The 19,363-nt window shown below is 57.4% G+C and carries 18 protein-coding genes; 13 read left to right on the forward strand and 5 right to left on the reverse strand.

Translation table 11 applies throughout. The annotated features are described in order from the left end of the window. Positions 1-15: 15 nt before the first annotated feature. The 3 genes from ACR0NW_RS00850 to pdxH all read right to left on the reverse strand — a co-directional run bounded on the left by ACR0NW_RS00850 (position 16) and on the right by pdxH (position 1,747). Positions 16-483: a DUF192 domain-containing protein gene (locus ACR0NW_RS00850; RefSeq protein WP_480449432.1), complete on the reverse strand. Its 468-nt coding sequence runs from the start codon at positions 481-483 to the stop codon at positions 16-18. Positions 484-492: 9 nt separating this feature from the next. Further along, positions 493-999, reverse strand: a complete 507-nt coding sequence (locus ACR0NW_RS00855) for a cold-shock protein (RefSeq protein ID WP_480449430.1) — start codon at positions 997-999, stop codon at positions 493-495. Positions 1,000-1,141: 142 nt separating this feature from the next. Further along, positions 1,142-1,747 (reverse strand): pyridoxamine 5'-phosphate oxidase, encoded by a 606-nt coding sequence (gene pdxH, locus ACR0NW_RS00860; protein ID WP_480449428.1) that lies wholly within the window; start codon positions 1,745-1,747, stop codon positions 1,142-1,144. Between the two features lie 134 nt (positions 1,748-1,881). Between pdxH and fabI the strand changes: the two genes are divergently transcribed. The 5 genes from fabI to trpE all read left to right on the forward strand — a co-directional run bounded on the left by fabI (position 1,882) and on the right by trpE (position 7,901). After that, positions 1,882-2,688, forward strand: coding sequence for an enoyl-ACP reductase FabI (fabI, locus tag ACR0NW_RS00865; protein WP_480449426.1), 807 nt, complete (start codon positions 1,882-1,884; stop codon positions 2,686-2,688). Positions 2,689-2,693: 5 nt separating this feature from the next. Continuing rightward, positions 2,694-3,203 carry a xanthine phosphoribosyltransferase gene (gene gpt, locus ACR0NW_RS00870; protein WP_170655756.1) on the forward strand — a complete coding sequence of 170 codons (510 nt, stop codon included), beginning with the start codon at positions 2,694-2,696 and terminating at the stop codon, positions 3,201-3,203. Positions 3,204-3,271: 68 nt separating this feature from the next. Then, positions 3,272-4,447, forward strand: coding sequence for an aminotransferase (locus ACR0NW_RS00875; RefSeq protein WP_480449424.1), 1,176 nt, complete (start codon positions 3,272-3,274; stop codon positions 4,445-4,447). Between the two features lie 79 nt (positions 4,448-4,526). Further along, positions 4,527-6,371, forward strand: coding sequence for a peptidyl-prolyl cis-trans isomerase (locus ACR0NW_RS00880; RefSeq protein WP_480449422.1), 1,845 nt, complete (start codon positions 4,527-4,529; stop codon positions 6,369-6,371). Between the two features lie 18 nt (positions 6,372-6,389). Next, the gene (gene trpE / locus ACR0NW_RS00885; RefSeq protein WP_480449420.1) at positions 6,390-7,901 is read left to right on the forward strand and encodes an anthranilate synthase component I; all 1,512 of its coding nucleotides are present in this window, start codon (positions 6,390-6,392) and stop codon (positions 7,899-7,901) included. 41 nt (positions 7,902-7,942) lie between these two features. Here the strand turns inward: trpE and ACR0NW_RS00890 are convergent, their stop codons facing one another. After that, a complete protein-coding gene (locus tag ACR0NW_RS00890; RefSeq protein ID WP_480449418.1) occupies positions 7,943-9,343 on the reverse strand; it encodes a divergent polysaccharide deacetylase family protein in 1,401 nt (466 codons plus the stop codon). A gap of 196 nt (positions 9,344-9,539) precedes the next feature. Here ACR0NW_RS00890 and ACR0NW_RS00895 point away from each other — a divergent pair, with 196 nt between their 5' ends. The 6 genes from ACR0NW_RS00895 to lexA all read left to right on the forward strand — a co-directional run bounded on the left by ACR0NW_RS00895 (position 9,540) and on the right by lexA (position 14,366). Further along, positions 9,540-10,121, forward strand: coding sequence for an aminodeoxychorismate/anthranilate synthase component II (locus ACR0NW_RS00895; protein ID WP_170655766.1), 582 nt, complete (start codon positions 9,540-9,542; stop codon positions 10,119-10,121). After that, the gene (gene trpD / locus ACR0NW_RS00900; protein ID WP_480449416.1) at positions 10,118-11,137 is read left to right on the forward strand and encodes an anthranilate phosphoribosyltransferase; all 1,020 of its coding nucleotides are present in this window, start codon (positions 10,118-10,120) and stop codon (positions 11,135-11,137) included. The genes ACR0NW_RS00895 and trpD overlap by 4 nt, the downstream gene beginning before the upstream one ends. Beyond that, positions 11,134-11,946, forward strand: a complete 813-nt coding sequence (gene trpC, locus ACR0NW_RS00905; RefSeq protein ID WP_480449415.1) for an indole-3-glycerol phosphate synthase TrpC — start codon at positions 11,134-11,136, stop codon at positions 11,944-11,946. Before trpD ends, trpC begins: the two co-directional genes overlap by 4 nt. Then, positions 11,946-12,419: a cyclic pyranopterin monophosphate synthase MoaC gene (gene moaC / locus ACR0NW_RS00910; RefSeq protein ID WP_170655772.1), complete on the forward strand. Its 474-nt coding sequence runs from the start codon at positions 11,946-11,948 to the stop codon at positions 12,417-12,419. The genes trpC and moaC overlap by 1 nt, the downstream gene beginning before the upstream one ends. Continuing rightward, positions 12,416-13,588, forward strand: coding sequence for a molybdopterin molybdotransferase MoeA (locus ACR0NW_RS00915; protein WP_480449413.1), 1,173 nt, complete (start codon positions 12,416-12,418; stop codon positions 13,586-13,588). Before moaC ends, ACR0NW_RS00915 begins: the two co-directional genes overlap by 4 nt. 79 nt (positions 13,589-13,667) lie before the next feature. Beyond that, entirely contained in the window at positions 13,668-14,366 is a 699-nt protein-coding gene (lexA, locus tag ACR0NW_RS00920) for a transcriptional repressor LexA (protein ID WP_170655776.1), read from the forward strand. Positions 14,367-14,381: 15 nt separating this feature from the next. Here the strand turns inward: lexA and ACR0NW_RS00925 are convergent, their stop codons facing one another. After that, positions 14,382-16,412, reverse strand: coding sequence for a ComEC/Rec2 family competence protein (locus ACR0NW_RS00925; protein WP_480449411.1), 2,031 nt, complete (start codon positions 16,410-16,412; stop codon positions 14,382-14,384). Positions 16,413-16,491: 79 nt separating this feature from the next. Between ACR0NW_RS00925 and gltX the strand changes: the two genes are divergently transcribed. Together gltX and gltA are read left to right on the forward strand one after the other, a co-directional pair. Continuing rightward, the gene (gltX, locus tag ACR0NW_RS00930) at positions 16,492-17,892 is read left to right on the forward strand and encodes a glutamate--tRNA ligase (RefSeq protein ID WP_480449409.1); all 1,401 of its coding nucleotides are present in this window, start codon (positions 16,492-16,494) and stop codon (positions 17,890-17,892) included. 121 nt (positions 17,893-18,013) lie between these two features. Continuing rightward, on the forward strand, positions 18,014-19,309 hold the full coding sequence (gltA, locus tag ACR0NW_RS00935; protein ID WP_170655783.1) for a citrate synthase: 1,296 nt from the start codon (positions 18,014-18,016) through the stop codon (positions 19,307-19,309). Positions 19,310-19,363: the final 54 nt, after the last annotated feature.

Here is a 19,363-nt window from a genome sequence, read left to right on the forward strand (position 1 = left end):
CTGATTTGAAAAGCCCTAACAGGGCCAGATTGCGGTACCTTGCGAAAAAATTTCGTGGCGCATGAAAGTCCCGGTACGAATCGAATAGCGGCTAGACAGGCCTGCATTGATTTCGAGTACGGCAAACACGTCATCCCCCCCTTCGATCGGGGTCAGATCACCCGGAACTGCCCCCTGATGCACATGAACCACGGTACCGGTCTGGTCCAGAAAGATCATGTCGAGGGGAATCAGGGTGTTCTTCATCCAGAACGCAACACGCTGCGGAGGGTCGAATACGAACAGCATCCCCGACCTGTTCGGGAGCGAGTCGCGGAACATCAATCCACGCGACCGTTCCTGCGGGGTGGCGGCCAACTCAATGTTGAAGCGGATTGTTGTTTGTTCGTTTTTCAGATCGACAACATCCGGTCGACAGGCCGCCTCGACGGCTCCGGCCATCATGAGTGCAAGCATGGCCGGAATCGCGAGGGTTTTCTTCATGTCGCCAAATCAGTCAGTCAGAGCTGCTTCCCAGGCAAGAACCTGAGCGGCCATACGCCCGCGCTTGCCGTCAATCACCCGCATAGCCAGCGCCTCGCCGGGCTGAAGGTCTGCCAAACCCGAGCGGCGCAAAACCTCGATATGTAGGAATACATCCTCGCCACGGCCGAACACGTTGGCGAAACCGAACCCCTTGCCCTTGTCGAACCATTTGACACGGGCCGCCTCAAGCGGTGCCTGCTCAATGACCGCCGGATCAAGCTCGGCAAAATCTGCAAGCATCATCGTATCGGTCCGCTCGGGCGGTTCGATGCTGACGACTTCGACAGCCTGAACACCCCGATCGGTCCGGTGAGTCATGATTTCGATTCTCGCACCGTCAGCTACGGAACTCTGACCGAAATTGCGCAACACGTTCACGTGCAACAGAATATCCGGACCGCCCTCTTCGGACACAACAAATCCAAACCCCTTAGCGGGGTCGAACCATTTTACGTGTCCACGAACGCGATACATGCTGTTCAAGTCTTCTGGCACGGTTTTCCCATCACGATTTTTAACAGGTCGTTAAGGGGTTGATGTGTAGGATATTGGCGGACAAATTCAAGCTGAAAAGAGTGTTCGTTTTCAGGACCTTGCAATTCGCGATACGTGAACGTCATGGATTCAGCCTCTGCACTTGCCATTCCATTCCAACTTCCTCTCGCCGCCAAACAAACCTGTCATGCAGGCGAAACGCGCCGTCGGCCCAAAATTCGATCTCAGTCGGCGTTAACCGATAGCCACCCCAGAAATCAGGGCGCGGCGGATTAGTTCCATACTTGGCGGTCACTTTGGCCACTTCGGCCATAAGGGCCGTCCGACTGGACAGCGGCTGTGATTGGCGCGATGCCCAGGCCCCCAATCTGCTTTTTAACGATCTTGATGCATAATATTCGTCCGCCTTTATACCATCTTCGCGTGCAATTGTCCCGCGAACTCGTACCTGACGGCGAAGAGATTTCCAGTGCATGACGAACGCGGCCTTACCGGCACCGTCCAGTTCGGCGGCCTTTGCGCTTTCGTAATTCGTATAAAAAACGAACGCGTCGGGCTCGATTTCCTTTAGCAGCACCATACGGACATTAGGCATGCCATCGGAATCCACGGTCGCCAGGGCAATCGCGTTGGGATCGTTGGGTTCACTCTGTTCAGCCTCGGCCTGCCAACGCCCCGCAATCACAAACGGGTCGGCACCGGCAAAGATGCCATCTCTCTCGCTCATTTCCATCCCCTGGAACGATTTGTGCCCGACCCTACGGCGAGAACCCGCGCCGGGCAAGAGCGCGTGACCTTGAAGCAGGTCAATCAATGGCATAAACCACTTCAACATAACGCGACGAAGGCGGAGAACCGAACATGTCAAATCAGTTGATGGCCGGCAAACGCGGCCTCATCATGGGACTGGCCAATGACAAATCAATCGCATGGGGAATCGCCCGCGCCTTGTCCGAGGCCGGAGCCGAACTGGCTTTTTCCTATCAGGGGGACGCTCTGAAAAAACGGGTCGACCCGCTGGCGGCACAACTGGGGAGCGAGATCGTGCTGCCCTGCGATGTCAGCGACGAAGAATCGATCGACGCCCTTTTTGCCTCGCTGGAGGAAAAGTGGGGCAAACTGGACTTTATCGTGCACGCCATCGGCTTTTCCGACAAGAACGAGTTGCGAGGCCGGTATGTCGATACGTCGCGCGCGAACTTCAAGCTGACCATGGATGTGTCGGTCTATTCCTTCACCGCCGTTATGCAGCGCGCCGAAAAGCTCATGACCGAAGGTGGTAGCGCCATTACCCTTACCTATTACGGTGCCGAGCAGGTGATGCCCCACTACAATGTCATGGGTGTCGCCAAAGCCGCACTTGAAGCGTCGGTTAAATATCTTGCCGAAGACCTTGGTAAGGACGGTATTCGCGTCAACGCGATCTCGGCAGGGCCGATCAAGACACTGGCCGCAAGTGGCATCGGCGATTTCCGCTACATCATGAAGTGGAACGAGTACAACTCGCCTCTGCGCCGCAATGTAACCATTGATGACGTCGGCAACTCGGCACTGTATCTGCTGTCCGATCTCAGCAGCGGCGTGACAGGTGAGAATCTGCACGTGGATTCGGGCTATCACATCGTCGGCATGAAGGCCGTCGATGCGCCGGATGTGGAAAAAGGATAACCGAGATGAGCGCCAAGGATCGCCTGCCCCACGAAAAGGGCTTTCACATCAGCTGGGATCAAATTCACCGCGATGCGCGGGCGCTGGCCTGGCGGCTGGACGGACAAGGCCCTGACGACGGCGCCTGGCGCGCAGTGGTGGCGATCACCCGCGGTGGCATGGCACCAGCGATGATCGTCAGCCGTGAACTGGACATCCGCACCGTCGATACCATCAGTGTTCGTTCATATCACCACCAGGAGCAGGGTCAGGCAGAAGTTCTGAAATCACCGGATTCGGAATTAATGGGTGACGGCACCGGCATTCTGATCATCGACGATCTGGTGGACAGCGGCAAAACGCTGGACCTTGTGCGTCAAATGTACCCCAACGCGCATTTCGCAACGGTCTATGCCAAACCCAAGGGACGCCCAATGGTGGATACGTTCATCACCGAGGTCAGCCAGGATACATGGATCTTTTTCCCATGGGATATGGCCTTGCAATATGTCGAGCCATATCGCGGCACGGACTGATCCCTTCCTCTGCTTAAAAACACCTCGGAGCGTGAGGCAGAGCCTCGCACGAACTGCACGGATTTCTTATGCCCCTGACCCGCACTGCCGCCACCTTCGCCCCGCCCGTGATGGAAGCGCGCCGCTGGGTTGATGGCGTTACGTTTTCAGCTGATCGCCCTCTGATCAATGTCAGTCAGGCCGCTCCGGTTGATCCACCACCACTGGCCCTGCGTCAGGCCATGGCCGAATTCGCCGTATCTCAGGACAGCGCGCATCTTTACGGCCCGGTTCTGGGCAATGATGACCTGCGCGCGGAATTGGCAGATCAGATTGGCGCACACTATCATGCCTCTGTTCAGGCTGATCAGGTTGCCATCACTTCTGGCTGCAATCAGGCATTTTCGGCAGTGATCTCCGCCATCACTGGCGAAGGGGACGAGGTTATTCTGCCGACACCCTGGTATTTTAACCACAAGATGTGGCTCGACATGGCTGGTGTCCGGTCGGTCGACCTGCCAACGGGCGACGATCTGCTCCCCGACCCGGACAAGGCACGGGCGCTTATTACTGACAGGACTCGTGCCATTTCTCTGGTAACGCCGAACAATCCCGGCGGTGTTGAGTATCCCGCGGAGCTGGTACTGGCGTTCTTTGATCTGGCCCGGGAACACGGCATTCGCCTGCTTGTGGATGAGACATATCGGGATTTTGACAGCCGCGATGGTGCGCCCCATTCGCTGTTCACGGCTAATGAGTGGGATGACACGCTGGTTCATCTCTATTCGTTTTCCAAAGCCTACCGGCTGACCGGCCACCGGGTCGGCGCCGTCGCAACAAGCCCTAGCCTTTTGGCCGAAATCGAAAAATTCCTGGACACGGTCGCCATCTGCCCCGGTCAGATTGGCCAGTTTGCGGCCCTTTGGGGGATGCAGAACCTTTCCCAGTGGCTGGCCGGTGAACGGGCTGAAATACTTGATCGCCGCGCTGCTATTTCCGATGGCATGCCCGCACTGCAGTCCAAAGGTTGGAAGCTGCTGGGACTCGGCGCGTATTTTGCCTATCTCGAGCATCCGTTTGACATCCCTTCGGACGAACTGGCCCGCCGGTTGGTCAGTGAAGCAGGTGTTCTGCTGCTTCCCGGCACGATGTTTATGCCGGATCATGACATCATGGGACAAAGACAGGTTCGCATCGCGTTCGCCAATCTGGACCGTTCGGGAATCGAAGAAATGTTCATGCGTCTTCAGGCGTTGTCCTTCTGAGCTTGCCCCCCGGCGGCGCGCGTCGTATTCAGGGCCGCAATCGACAGGGCAGAGACCAGCCACAAAACAAGAGGGCACCATGGCCGCAGGCATGAAAAGCTTTTCAAAAACCTTTGTCTGGATCCTTATGGGTCTGCTGATCGTGGGCCTTGCAGGGTTTGGTGCCGTCAATCTCTCGGGAACTGTCACAACAGTTGCAGAAGTGGGCGATGAATCCGTCAGCATCGACGATTATGTCCGGGAACTGCAGCGCGAAATTCGGGCCATCGAGGCACAGACCGGGCAACCGTTGCAAATGTCTCAGGCGCGGGAGTTTGGCCTAGATCAGCTCGCATTGTCACGTCTGGTCGCGCTGGCTGCGCTTGACAGCGAAGTTGGACAGATCGGCATCTCGATCGGCGATGAGAACCTGCAGAAAGAGATCGTGGCCATCCCCGCATTTCAGGGTGTCGATGGTAACTTCGACCGCGAAGGATATCGGTTTTCTCTGGAACAGGCCGGATTGTCGGAATCGGAATTCGAAGATGACCTGCGGAAAGAAGCGGCCAGAACCATCGTTCAGAATGCAGTCACAAGCGGCGTAACCATGCCCCCGGCCATGGTCGAGGCGCTGGCGGACTACGTTCATGCGCGCCGCAGCTTTACCGTTGCCACCTTGGGCGCAGATGCCTTGGCGACCCCATTATCAGAACCGACGGACCAGCAAGTTCAGACGTTCTACGATGAAAACACCGATCTATTCACCCTGCCCCGCACCAAGCGCCTGACATACGCGTTGCTTGCGCCGGAAATGTTGCTGGACGGGATTGAGATTGATGAAGATACGCTGCGCGCCCGTTACGACGAACGTAAGTCGACCTATCAGCAGCCCGAGCGCCGGTTGGTTGAACGCCTTGTTTTCTCTGACGAAGCCAGTGCAGAAGACGCACTGGCGCAGGTCGAAGTCGGCGGCACCACGTTTGAGCAACTGGTTCAGGATCGCGGGCTTGAGCTGAGCGATACGGATCTGGGTGATGTCACCGTTGATGATCTTGGTGAAGCTGCTGCGGATGTGTTTGCCGCAGAAGTGGGCGATGTTGTGGGCCCGCTGCCCTCTTCGCTTGGCCCCGCGCTATTCCGGATCAACGGCTCACTTGCCGAACAGGTCGTCACCTTTGAAGAAGCTCAGGCCGAACTTCGCGACGAACTGGCTGCCGACCGCGCCCGTCGTCTGATTGAGGCACAGGCCGAGGATATCAACGACCTTCTGGCAGGCGGTGCAACACTCGAAGAAGTGACCTCTGAATCCGAGATGGAGTTGGGAGAAATCGACTGGACCAGCCAGAGCACAGATGGCGTGGCCGCCTATGGTGGTTTCCGGCTGGCTGCTGAAGCCGTGGCTGAAGGTGACTTTCCTGAAATCGCATTTCTGGAGGACGGGTCGATTTTCGCCCTGCGTCTGGACGAAGAACTGGCACCCCGACCAGAGCCGTTGGAAAGTGCACGCAACAAGGTTATCGCGGCCTGGGTACAGGACGAGACCAGCAAAGCGTTGCAGGATCAGGCCAACACTGTACTGACCCAACTGGCCACTGATGGGGATTTCACCGCAACTGGCCTGCCCTTCCGGGTCGAAAACGGTCTGACCAGAACGGCGTTTCTGGAAGATGTCCCCGTCGATTTCATGCCTCAGGTGTTTGAAATGGAGCCGGGCGAACTGCGTGTTATTGCCGGGAACGGCACGGCATTGATTGTGCGTCTGGATGAAGAACTGCCACCCGCCGAGTCCGCTGAGCTTGAGCAGATGCAGCAAGCACTGGCTGCCCAGCTGGATCAGGCGCTGGCGCAGAACATCTTCAACATCTACGTCCAGGATGCACAAACCCGCGCCCGCCCAACGGTCGATCAGCGTGCGCTGAACGCCGTGCAGGCAAATTACAACTGACGTTCCAAGAGACCGGACATGGCCCTGACCCCAGATTTCGATACTTTTGCGCGCGCCTATGAGGCCGGTGAAAATCAGGTCGTGTACACCCGGCTTGCCGCCGACCTGGATACCCCGGTCTCGCTGATGCTAAAGCTTACCGGTGCCCAAAAGGACGCATTCATGCTTGAATCCGTCACTGGCGGCGAGGTGCGGGGCCGGTACTCGATCATCGGCATGAAGCCCGACCTAATTTGGCGTTGCCACGGAGAAACATCTTCGCTCAACCGGTCGGCGCGGTTCGACGCAGATGCGTTTGAACCGCAGTCCGGCAATCCCATGGACAACCTGCGAGCACTGCTTGCGGAAAGCAAAATTGCCCTGCCCGAAGATTTGCCGCAAGCCGCTGCCGGTCTGTTCGGCTATCTGGGCTATGACATGGTGCGGCTGGTGGAATACCTGCCAGACGTGAACCCTGATCCGCTGGGCCTGCCGGATGCAGTGATGCTGAGGCCGTCTGTTGTCGCCGTTCTGGATGGCGTTAAGGGCGAAGTAACCGTTGTTTCTCCTGCGTGGGCCAGCGATGGCCAAACGGCCAAAGCGGCCTATGCCCAAGCTGCCGAGCGCGTCATGGACGCCGTCCGGGATCTGGAGAGGGCCATGCCCGCCGAAACACGCGATCTGGGCGACGCGCATGAGGTTGCGCCGCCGGTGTCGAATTTCACGAAATCCGGCTATATGGAAGCGGTTGAAAAGGCCAAGGAATACATCCGGGCCGGAGACATATTCCAGGTGGTTCCGGCACAACGCTGGACACAGGATTTCCCGCAGCCGCCATTTGCGTTGTATCGATCGTTACGTCGGACGAATCCTTCGCCTTTCATGTTCTATTTCAATTTCGGCGGGTTTCAGGTTGTCGGCGCCAGCCCGGAAATTCTTGTGCGTGTCTTTGGCGATGAGGTGACCATCCGCCCCATCGCCGGTACGCGCCCACGCGGGACCACCCCGGAAGAGGATCGCGCGTTAGAGGCTGATCTGCTGGCCGACAAAAAGGAACTGGCCGAGCATTTGATGCTGCTGGATCTGGGCCGCAACGATACAGGTCGCGTGGCGAAGATCGGTACGGTACGCCCGACAGAGAAGTTCATCATCGAACGCTACAGTCACGTGATGCACATCGTGTCAAATGTCGTCGGTGAAATGGCTGAAGACAAAGATGCACTGGACGCGTTTTTCGCCGGAATGCCTGCAGGTACGGTATCGGGTGCCCCCAAGGTCCGCGCGATGGAAATCATTGACGAGCTTGAGCCTGAAAAACGCGGTGTCTATGGCGGTGGCGTTGGTTATTTCAGCGCTGGCGGTGACATGGACATGTGCATTGCTTTGCGTACGGCCATCGTCAAGGATCGTAAGCTATACATTCAGGCGGGCGGCGGCGTTGTTTACGACAGTGACCCCGAGGCCGAATATATGGAAACGGTGCATAAATCCAATGCCATCAGACGCGCAGCCGCAGATGCTTCGCGATTTACCGGGTCCGGCAACAACTGACACGAAATGGCGGTGCCCCCAAATGTTTGCCCGGGGACGCCTTATTGAATTTCGTTCATCAACACTGCTGAAATCGGGGCCATTGCGACTCGGTTGCTCCGGTCCTCGAGCCCCCAAAGCAGAAGAGCCGAGATGGTTTCAGGCTGGACCCGGCCAAGCATGACGACCGCCCCCTCCTGTCCTGCACGGAACGCGGCCTGATCCAGAAAACGCCGCATTACCTTGGCGTCCTGCTGCGCCCCGTCGAAATCGCGGAACACGACGCTGGCGGGAATACCACTGCGGGCAGCCAACTTTTGTACGGTGTTCAATCCATTGTTCTGGGTCAGCAGCCCACGTCCGGTCCCACCAGCGATGGCGGCGACGTGATCCGCCAGTTGTCGGTTTCCCTGAATGCCTGTGTCGACACCTTCCAGAATTCCAACCGTTTCAGGCAGGGCATCCAGCCAGACTGAAAGGGATGTTTCCGCGTCCTGTGCGCTTGCAGCTTCGGGAAGGTCCGCCAGGGCCAGAACCTCGAACCCTGCAGAACGATAGCGCGCCATTTTCTCTGCCGCCTCAGGATCGGTCGGGCTGACGGCGAAACTCAGCGGATAAGGGAAACCCTGCAATGCTTCGGCCCCAAAGGCGCCTTCGAAGTCAATCAAAACGATGGACATCAGCGGTTTATCTTCGGGATTATCGAAACTGGCGGCAAAAGCCTCAATCGGCTTTTTGGCCGTCTGCGGCTGCTCCTCACCACTTGGAAAGTCATCTCGATCAGTCAGTGGTACGACCCGCTTTCCGGCTATTTTGCGGGTTTGCGACGACTGCTCACTTCCGATCTGAGGAACCGCTGCCAGCCTGGGAAGTGTCCGGCCTTCGGAACTGTCGGCTGCTTTTGATTGCGGGGTGGCTGATTCCTCGTCTGTCTGCAGGGCGATTTCAGGTGCGCGCTGTTCGTTTTCGATTTGTGCCTCGGGTTCCGGCACCACAACCGCTTCGGAAATCGAAGGTGTGGCGGGCTCATCGTCAACAACGACAGGCTGAACGTCATCTTGCGGCGACTTTGGCGCGGGACCGGGCTGTGCAGGTGCGATCGGCGCGACGGCAGCTATCTCAACCGTTTCGGATCGACCGCTGTCAGGTTGTGTCAGTCCATCCGTGGCCGCGCCCACATCCGGGCGTTCGGTGGGCACCGTATCCGCCCCATCGAGTGCCGCAAGCGTATCCGGCCGGGATTTGGCGCCTTGCGGTGCGTGTGGGGCCAGTTCCACCAGATCGGCATCTGCGCCGGGATCGCTGACGTCACTGTTCGTTTCCGGTTCACTTGCTGGTGCCACCTGTTGAGCAGAGACAGCAACATTTGTCCTGACCGGCAGTGGCGACGTCAGGGAAAAATACGCACCAACAGCAAGAACCGTGACCGCACCCGCGATCATACCTCCGAGAAAACCGCCCATTTTCGTTGCCTCTGATCTCGTCGTTCGCCTCAATTGCACATATGCCGTCTTATGCGGCGCTTGCCTGTACTAGCGACTTGGGATGGATGTCCCCTTGACGCTGCCGCACAAGCCTGAGCATGTATGTCGCGACATTATACCGTGTACCAAGGCTGTACCGCCAGCCCGAATTGCCAAAGCCGAGACCAAGAGCCAAATGCTGCTGCTGATCGACAACTACGACTCGTTTACCTACAACCTCGTTCACTATCTGGGTGAGCTTGGCGCCGAAATGGAAGTGCACCGCAATGATGCGCTGGACGTGCAGGAAGCGATGGCGATGAAACCCGCCGGAATCCTTTTGAGCCCAGGGCCTTGCGACCCGGATCAGGCCGGAATTTGTCTGGCGCTGACCGAAGCGGCGGCTGAAACCGGTATCCCGCTGATGGGCGTTTGCCTTGGGCATCAGACCATCGGGCAGGCCTTCGGCGGAAAAGTGGTTCGTTGCCACGAAATCGTTCATGGCAAGATGGGAACCATGCGTCACACCGGCAAAGGCGTGTTTGCCGGTCTGCCGTCACCGTTCGAAGCGACCCGTTATCACTCGCTGGTGGTCGAGCGTGAGTCGCTGCCCGACTGCCTGGAGATTACCGCCGAACTGGACGATGGAACAATCATGGGCCTGCAGCATAAAGAGCTGCCGATACACGGTGTTCAGTTCCACCCTGAATCCATCGCATCCGAGCACGGTCACGCCCTGCTCAGGAACTTCCTGAATGAAATGAAAGTCCCCGCATGAGCGACGCGTTGAAACCGCTGATCGGAGCGGCAGCAGATCGCCCTTTGACCCGCGCCGAAGCGGAAAAGGCCTTTACGATCCTTTTTGAAGGTGAAGCCACGCCCAGCCAGATCGGCGGTTTGCTGATGGCAATGCGAACACGTGGCGAAACCGTGGATGAGTATGCCGCTGCGGCGGCCGTCATGCGCGCCAAATGTAACGCAGTCTCAGCACCTGAAGGAGCGATGGACATCGTCGGCACTGGGGGCGACGGGAAAGGTACGCTGAACATTTCAACAGCGACCGCATTTGTCGTGGCTGGTGCCGGTGTCACGGTTGCCAAGCATGGCAACCGCAATCTCAGCTCCAAATCCGGCGCAGCCGATGCGCTGGGTCAGATGGGCATCAACGTGATGGTTGGCCCGGAAGTTGTTGAAAAAGCGCTGAACTCAACTGGCATTGGGTTTATGATGGCGCCCATGCATCATCCAGCCATCGCCCATGTCATGCCGACTCGGCAAGAACTTGGGACGCGCACGATTTTCAATATCCTCGGTCCACTTACCAATCCGGCAGGTGTCAAAAAGCAGTTGACCGGCGCATTCAGCCGCGACTTGATCCGCCCTATGGCCGAAACACTGGGCGTTCTAGGGGCCGAGCGGGCATGGCTGGTGCACGGGTCAGATGGTACCGATGAACTGACGATTACCGGCGTAAGCTGGGTCGCCGCTTTGGAAGATGGTATCGTCAAAGAAGTTGAGTTGCACCCCGAAGATGCGGGCCTGCCGGTTCACCCGTTTGAAGACATCGTTGGCGGGACGCCCGAAGAGAATTCCGTAGCTTTCCGCGCCCTGTTAGACGGTACGCCATCTGCCTATCGGGATGCTGTCTTGCTGAATTCTGCCGCCGCTCTGGTTGTGGCGAATGCCGCCAGCGACCTCCGGGAAGGTGTCGCAATGGCCGCAGAAAGCATTGACAGCGGAAACGCCAGAAACAAGATCGCCGCTTTGGCCAAAATCACACAGGAAGCTGCATGACCGAAACTGTACTGGACAGGATCAAAGCCTACAAACTTGAAGAAGTTGCAGCGGATAAAGAGCTGAAATCACTGGATGATCTGGAAGCGGAAGCACGCGGCGCCTCTCCGGTTCGTGGTTTTGCCAACGCCCTTCACGCCGCGACGCGCCGGGGTTACGGTCTAATTGCCGAGGTCAAGAAAGCAAGCCCTTCCAAAGGTTTGATCCGAGAGGATTTCAACCCGCCTGAACTGGCCAAAGCCTATGAGGCCGGTGGGGCAAGCTGTCTGTCGGTCTTGACCGATACACCCAGCTTTCAGGGCGCCAAAGAGTATCTGACAGCTGCGCGTGACGCGTGTTCCTTACCCGCGCTGCGCAAGGATTTCATGTACGACCCATATCAGGTGGTCGAGGCGCGCGCACTTGGCGCGGATTGCATCCTGATCATCATGGCCTCGGTCGGGGATGCACAGGCCACTGAGCTGGAGCAAACCGCTTTTGATTGGGGTATGGACGTTCTGATCGAAGTACATGATGAAGAAGAGCTGGAGCGAGCAACTCAACTGAAAAGCCCGCTGATCGGGATCAATAACCGCAACCTCAAAACCTTTGAGACATCGCTGGACACAACCCGTCATCTGTCCAAACTGGTGCCCGGTGATCGCACAATAGTTTGCGAAAGCGGCCTGAACACGCCGGCTGATCTGGCCGACATTGCCCGATACGGCGCTCGTTGTTTTCTGATAGGTGAAAGCCTGATGCGTCAGGACGACGTCGAAGCTGCAACCCAAGCACTTTTGGCGAACCCTCTGGTCCCCGGAGTAATGTGATGCCGCTGACGCATTTCGACGCCAAGGGTCAGGCGCATATGGTTGATGTATCGGACAAGGCGGTGACCGATCGCATTGCAGTCGCCGAAGGTCACATCAAAATGGCGCGGGAAACCTTTGATATCATTAGTGAAGGTCGCGCCAAAAAGGGCGACGTTCTGGGTATCGCCCGTCTCGCCGGGATCATGGGGGCCAAAAAAACCCCTGATCTAATCCCTTTGTGCCACCCGCTGCCGATCACGAAGGTTGCCGTCGAATTATCACTGGACCCTGACCTTCCGGGTGTTCGCCTTGAGGCAACGGTAAAGACTTCGGGCCAGACCGGGGTTGAGATGGAGGCGCTGACGGCAGTGTCAACCGCAGCACTGACCGTCTATGACATGACAAAGGCCGTTGATAAATCAATGGAAATTGGCGGCATTCGGGTTTTGCTGAAAGACGGCGGTAAATCAGGACGTTACGAGGCGGAATGATTACTGTCGACGAAGCCCGCGCTCTGCTGCTTGATCTTGTGGCACCACTTCCACACGAAACTGTTCCCCTTATCGAAGCACCTGGACGGATCCTGGCGAAGAATGTCGCCGCCACGCGGGACCAGCCGCCCTTTCGGTCGTCTTCGATGGATGGGTACGCCCTCAAGGCGGCTGAGGTCGAACTGCACGCCATGTTCAAGGTCATCGGCGAGGCCGCAGCTGGGCATCGGTTTGTTGGGCAAGTCGGCCCCGGACAGGCCGTCCGAATCTTTACCGGCGCACCTGTTCCCGAAGGTGCCGATTTCGTTGTTATTCAAGAGGATGCAGACCGGCGCGGCGATCTGATTACAATAACCGAAGAACCGGGTTCCAAAACCAACATCCGCCCAGTCGGCGTTGATTTCTCCGCCGGAACAACCATCGATGCACCGCGCCACATCCGGGCTGAAGACGTTGCTTTGATGGCGGCGATGAACATTGCCTCGGTGCCGGTCACGCGCAAACCGCAGGTCGCGTTGATCTCAACCGGAAACGAATTGGTGATGCCGGGCGAAACACCCGGTCCAGACCAAATCATCGCGTCAAATACCTTTGGCCTCAAGGCATTGCTGGAGGAGCTTGGGGCGCATGTCCGGGTTCTGCCAATCGCGCGCGATACAGTGTCGTCGTTGGAAACGGCGTTTGGTCTGGCCGCTGGCGCAGATCTGGTGATCACAATCGGCGGCGCATCCGTGGGCGACCACGATCTGGTAGGCAATGTTGCGCAGGGCCTCGGGCTGGAGCGGTCTTTCTACAAAATCCGGATGCGCCCCGGAAAACCGTTGATGGCGGGCCGCATGGGTGACAGCGCAATGGTTGGCCTTCCCGGAAATCCGGTCAGCGCCATGGTCTGCGGATATTTGTTTGTTGCCCCCATGATCCGCCGGATGCTGGGCCTGAATGATGCCTTGCCTGCTTTCCGCCATGCAAAACTGGCCGAACCGATAAAAGCCAATGGCCCGCGCGAGCATTACATGCGCGCAACATTGGATCAGGACGGAATTCGCGCCTGTGAGGATCAGGACAGTTCTCTGCTCAGTGTTCTGGCGCAGGCTGATGCGCTTTTGGTGCGGCCTCCGGAAGATCCGGCGCGGGACGCCGGCGAAGATGTGCTTTACCTGCCAATCTAGAACGTTTCGCGACCCAGTTGACACAAAACGTGAACATGCGTAGAACAAAAGAAAACGCATGAGCGACGAGGTGTGAGCGATGCTAACCAAGAAGCAATTGGATTTGCTGGAATTCATCCACAAACGCGTTCAGGCGGACGGAGTTCCGCCCAGTTTCGACGAAATGAAGATCGCGTTGGATTTGCGCTCGAAATCAGGCATCCACCGCCTGATCACCGCGCTGGAGGAACGCGGCTTTATTCGCCGCCTCGCCCATCGCGCCCGTGCTATCGAAATCGTCAAACTGCCGGAAAGCCTTGGTGGAGAGCCTACAGCAGGCTTCAAACCGCGTGTGATTGAAGGTGACAAACCCACGGCGCCCCGGCCTGCCAATTTTGAACCGGTCACAGTTGATGCAATGGAATTGCCAGTCATGGGCCGTATCGCCGCCGGTGTTCCGATTGAAGCAATCAGCCATGTTTCGCATCGCGTGGCCGTACCCGGATCGATGATTTCCGGTCAGGGTGATCACTATGCGCTTGAGGTTCGCGGTGACTCGATGATTGACGCAGGCATCAATGACGGTGATGTCGTTGTGATTCAGGAAACGTCGGTCGCAGATAATGGCGATATCGTCGTGGCGCTGGTTGAAGATCAGGAGGCCACCCTGAAACGGTTTTTCCGGCGCGGGAATGCAATCGCCCTCGAAGCTGCGAACCCGGCTTATGAAACCCGTGTATTGCCCGAAGACAAGGTCAAGGTTCAGGGTCGACTGGTCGGGCTGATCCGCACCTACTGAGGAACCTTCAACCGTTCATCTCGTAACTAATCGGGGCGACCAGAGGCGCACACCAGAGACCTGTGCGCTTGTCGCGATCTTCCCGTGTTTAAAGGCCAGACTGCCAGTTTGTTGCAGGTCGTCGGGATCAAAAACCGTGCATGAATCGGTGAATTTTACCGGTATGGATGAGATGACGATCTGATTTTCGGAACATGCTAAAAATTCCGATGCATCGCGTTTCCCAACCAGGTGAATTAGCTCTCTGTCGCCCAACGAATAGCGGCGCACGCCGCTTTGGCCAACGGGCCATCTTGATGCTGCCGTAGACTGGTCAACACCGTCGCCATCGTTCTCAAGCCAGACCGTGGCGACAAAGCCGCTGCCCTTTGCCTTACTCAGAGCCCGGCCATTCTGGGTCATCACACCAATAAGGCCGCCTGTATCGGCCACCAGCACCTCCGGTCGATCACCCTGCCCCCAAAACGAAATCGCGAAGATTATTAAGGCAATTCCGAACCACCTCGACCGTCCCCGCCAGAGAATACACCACAGGGCGCCCGATGCGATCATGGGTAGGACAAATTTGGGCGGACTTGGTACAAACCCTCTCGCCCCATCCAACCCGGACACCCATTCCGCGACACCTAAGATCCATCCAAGTCCAAGCCCCATGAGGTTCAACGCAATCCAGTCCAGACCAAAAGGTGCAAGCAAAGCGGCCATGACCGCAGCCGGGATTACCACGGACCCCATAACCGGAACCGAAAGGATGTTCGCCAACAGACCATAGTGCGACACTGTATTGAAATGCGCCGCCCCGATTGGAGCCGTGGCCAATCCCGCGATAAACGACGAAAGAAGCAATGCGGTTGCTGGGCGGAGCCATTTCGGTCCGAGGGGAATCTGTGCGTCCCGAATACCTCCAAATACGGCGACCAATGCAGTTGTAGCTGCAAACGACATCTGGAAGCCCGGGCTCAGCAACGACTCAGGCCTCAGCACAAGAATGATCATCCCGGCCACTGCAACCGCGCGCAAGGAAATGGCACGGCGATCCAACAGAACGGCGCCCAGCATTACAGATACCATGACAAAGGCACGTTCGGTCGCAACTGCGCCGCCAGACAAAAGAAGATACCCTGTTGCGGTCACAAGCGCGCAAACCGCCGCGAACTTTCGCACTGGCAGGCGCAACGCCAAGAATGGAACAAGGGAAAGCAAAACACGACAGGCCACAAAAACGAAACCGGTCAAAAGGCCCATGTGCAAACCTGAAATGGCCAGTAGATGCGCCAGATTTGATACGCGGAGATTCTCAAGTGTGGCTTGGCCAATGGCGCTACGGTCACCGGTTGTAACGGCAGCTGTAAACCCCCCGACATCACCCGGCAGCTCGGATTGAACCCTGTCCGATATTGCGAACCGCAGCGAAGTCACGTGCAAACCGCCAAGGCCCGCACTTGGCGGATGAATGGTCATGATAGGATTTCGCGAATAACCAACAGCCCCAAGCTTTTGAAACCATGCATGGCGACGAAAGTCGAAACCACCGGGTTCAACCGGGCCTTGAGGCGGCGACAGATGCGCAGTTGTCATAATGCGCTGGCCCGGCGCCAGCTGCACACTTTCGCCGTGAACCGAAAGCCGGATGCGTGCGGGCCTGTCATACACAGGCACGTCCCCGAGGCGCACCTGATCCAGTGTGACCCGCAGCGCATCCGACGCAGAGCGGTCCAGTGACACGACCCTCCCCTCGACCGGGCCGTAGTAGCGCCACTGCAGAACCGGCTCTGCAACCTTGTGGGTGCGAAAACCTGCGAGAGCAAAACCCGCAGCAATCAACACCATCCCCCACGCCAACGGCGCCCAGGCCTCAGGCAATCTGCGCCCCATTGCGGCCATCACTGCGGACAGCACCACAAGAGCGGCATAGATCTGCAGACCAGGCTCGAACCGCAAGGCAAAATAGAGACCGATCCCAATTGCCAGGCAGATCGGAGACCACAAGAACAGATGCCCGCGCTGGTTCAGAAACGCGGCCTCGACCGCTGTCAGAACTCGCATGGTTGCCCCCGTCCTTCGGGCTCGTTAGACAGGCGGAAACGCTATACCCACTGTGGTTACCAAAAGGTTAATCAAGAAAATGTCCGATCAGGTTGTCACCCGTTTTGCCCCGTCCCCCACCGGTTTTTTGCACATCGGTGGTGCCCGTACCGCGCTGTTCAACTGGCTCTACGCGCGTGGGCGCGGCGGCAAGTTCCTGCTGCGGATCGAGGACACTGATCGCGAACGTTCAACACCTGAAGCCACAGCAGCGATCCTGCAGGGAATGGAATGGCTTGGTCTGGACCACGATGGCGAGGTCATCAGCCAGTTCGAGGGGGCCGAACGTCATGCTGAGGTCGCCAACCAACTGTTGGCAGACGGCAAGGCTTACAAGTGCTTTTCGACACAGGATGAGATTGCTGCCTTCCGCGAAAATGCGCGGGCCGAAGGCAAGTCGACTTTGTTCCGCAGCCCCTGGCGGGAGGCCGATCCAGCCGACCACCCAAATGCGCCATTCGTGATCCGGATAAAGGCGCCGCAAGACGGAACCACCGTGATCCGAGATCAGGTACAGGGGGACGTGACCATCCGGAACGACCAACTGGACGATATGGTGCTGCTCCGCTCGGACGGAACGCCGGTCTATATGCTTGCCGTGGTTGTGGACGATCATGACATGGGGGTAACCCATGTGATCCGCGGTGATGATCATCTAAACAATGCCGCGCGGCAGATGATGATCTATGAAGCAATGGGTTGGGATGTCCCGGTCTGGGCCCACATCCCGTTGATCCACGGGCCAGACGGCAAAAAGCTCAGTAAACGCCACGGCGCGCTGGGTGCGCAGGAATATCAGGCCATGGGCTATCCGGCGGCAGGCATGCGCAATTATTTGGCGCGGCTGGGCTGGAGTCATGGTGACGACGAATTCTTTACGGACGCACAGGCGCTGGAGTGGTTCGACGTTGACGGAATCGGCAAAAGCCCGGCCCGGTTTGATCTGAAAAAACTAGAAAATCTGTGCGGTCAGCACATTGCCATCGGCGATGATGCTGCATTGCGGCGTGAAATCGAAGAGTATCTGGACGCAGCGAAACTAGCGCCTCTCACAAGTGCACAATCCGGTGATTTGGAACGTGCGATGTATTGCCTCAAGGATCGCGCCCGAACTTTCCCGGAACTGCTTGAAAAAGCGCATTTTGTGCTGACATCGCGACCTGTTGAACCTGATGAGAAAGCACAAAAAGCGCTCACTTCTGTATCCGATGGTATACTGAACGAATTGACGCCGCACGTGCAAAATGCTAGCTGGTCACGAGACGAACTGGAGGCAGCCCTTAACACGTTCGCCGAAACGAAAGGGCTGAAGTTTGGCAAGCTGGCTGGTCCACTGAGGGCCGCACTGGCAGGTCGGGCAGTGACCCCTTCGGTCTTTGACATGATGCTTGTGTTGGGGAAAGAAGAAACCCTGGCGCGGCTTTCCGATGCAGCGGGTTAATCCTGGCTTCACATTCAGGTAACGCTGCTCCGCTATGACCCGGACTGCGCGGCTACGCGCAGCCGTTGCCCGTAATGTCGGACAGCGAACCGACATACGCATGAATGAGAAAGGGACAACCATGACCGATAGCCAAAAAACAGCCACATTGTCTGTCCATGGCGAAAGCTACGAGTTGCCGGTTTTTTCCCCGACCGCCGGCCCGGATGTAATCGACATTCGCAAGCTTTATGGTCAGGCGGGCGTGTTCACCTACGATCCCGGCTTCACCTCAACCGCAAGCTGTGACAGCACCATCACCTTCATCGACGGAGAAAAGGGTGAGCTGTTGCATCGCGGCTATCCGATCGAGCAACTCGCCGGAAAATCGCACTTTCTGGAACTCAGCTATCTGTTGCTTTACGGAGAACTTCCGGCTGCTCAGGATCTGGAAAAATTTGAAACCACGATCACCCGCCACACGATGCTGCATGAACAGATGCAGTATTTCTATCGCGGTTTCCGCCGTGACGCGCACCCAATGGCCATCATGGTTGGCGTTGTTGGCGCAATGTCGGCATTTTATCACGACTCAACCGATATCTCGGACCCGCGCCAGCGTGAGATTGCTTCGCACCGTCTGATCGCCAAGATGCCGACGATTGCGGCATGGGCCTATAAGTATCATATCGGCCAGCCCTTCGTTTACCCGCGCAACGACCTGGACTATGCATCGAACTTCCTGAGCATGTGCTTTGCCGTTCCGGCCGAAGACTATGAAGTCAACCCGATCCTGGCCCGCGCCATGGACCGGATTTTCATGCTGCAGGCCGATCACGAACAGAACGCCTCGACATCGACTGTGCGGCTTGCCTCTTCGTCGGGTGCAAACCCATTTGCCTGTATCGCTGCTGGCATCGCCTGTCTGTGGGGTCCTGCGCATGGCGGTGCAAACCAGGCGTGTCTGGAAATGCTGGAGGAAATCGGGACAGTCGACCGCATCCCAGAATTCATCGCTCGCGCCAAAGACCCGAACGATCCTTTCCGCCTGATGGGTTTCGGTCACAGGGTTTATAAAAACTTTGACCCACGCGCGACCGTGATGAAGCAATCGGCGGACGAAGTTCTGGATCTACTTGGCGTTGAAAACAATCCAAAGCTTCAGGTTGCGAAAGCCCTCGAAAAACAGGCTCTGGAAGACCCGTACTTCATCGAGAAAAAGCTGTTCCCGAACGTGGATTTCTACTCGGGAATCGTAATGGAGGCGATGGGCTTCCCGACTTCGATGTTTACACCGATCTTTGCGCTGTCGCGCACCGTGGGCTGGATCAGCCAGTGGAAAGAGATGATCGCCGATCCTCAGAACAAAATCGGCCGTCCTCGCCAGTTGTACCTTGGCGAAACGACCCGCGATTATGTGGACATCGAAAACCGCTGAACTTGGTAGCGCGCCCTATGTACAAGCCCCGGAAAACTCCGGGGCTTGTTTCGT

The sequence above is a fragment of the Ruegeria sp. CF5 genome, assembly GCF_056537325.1.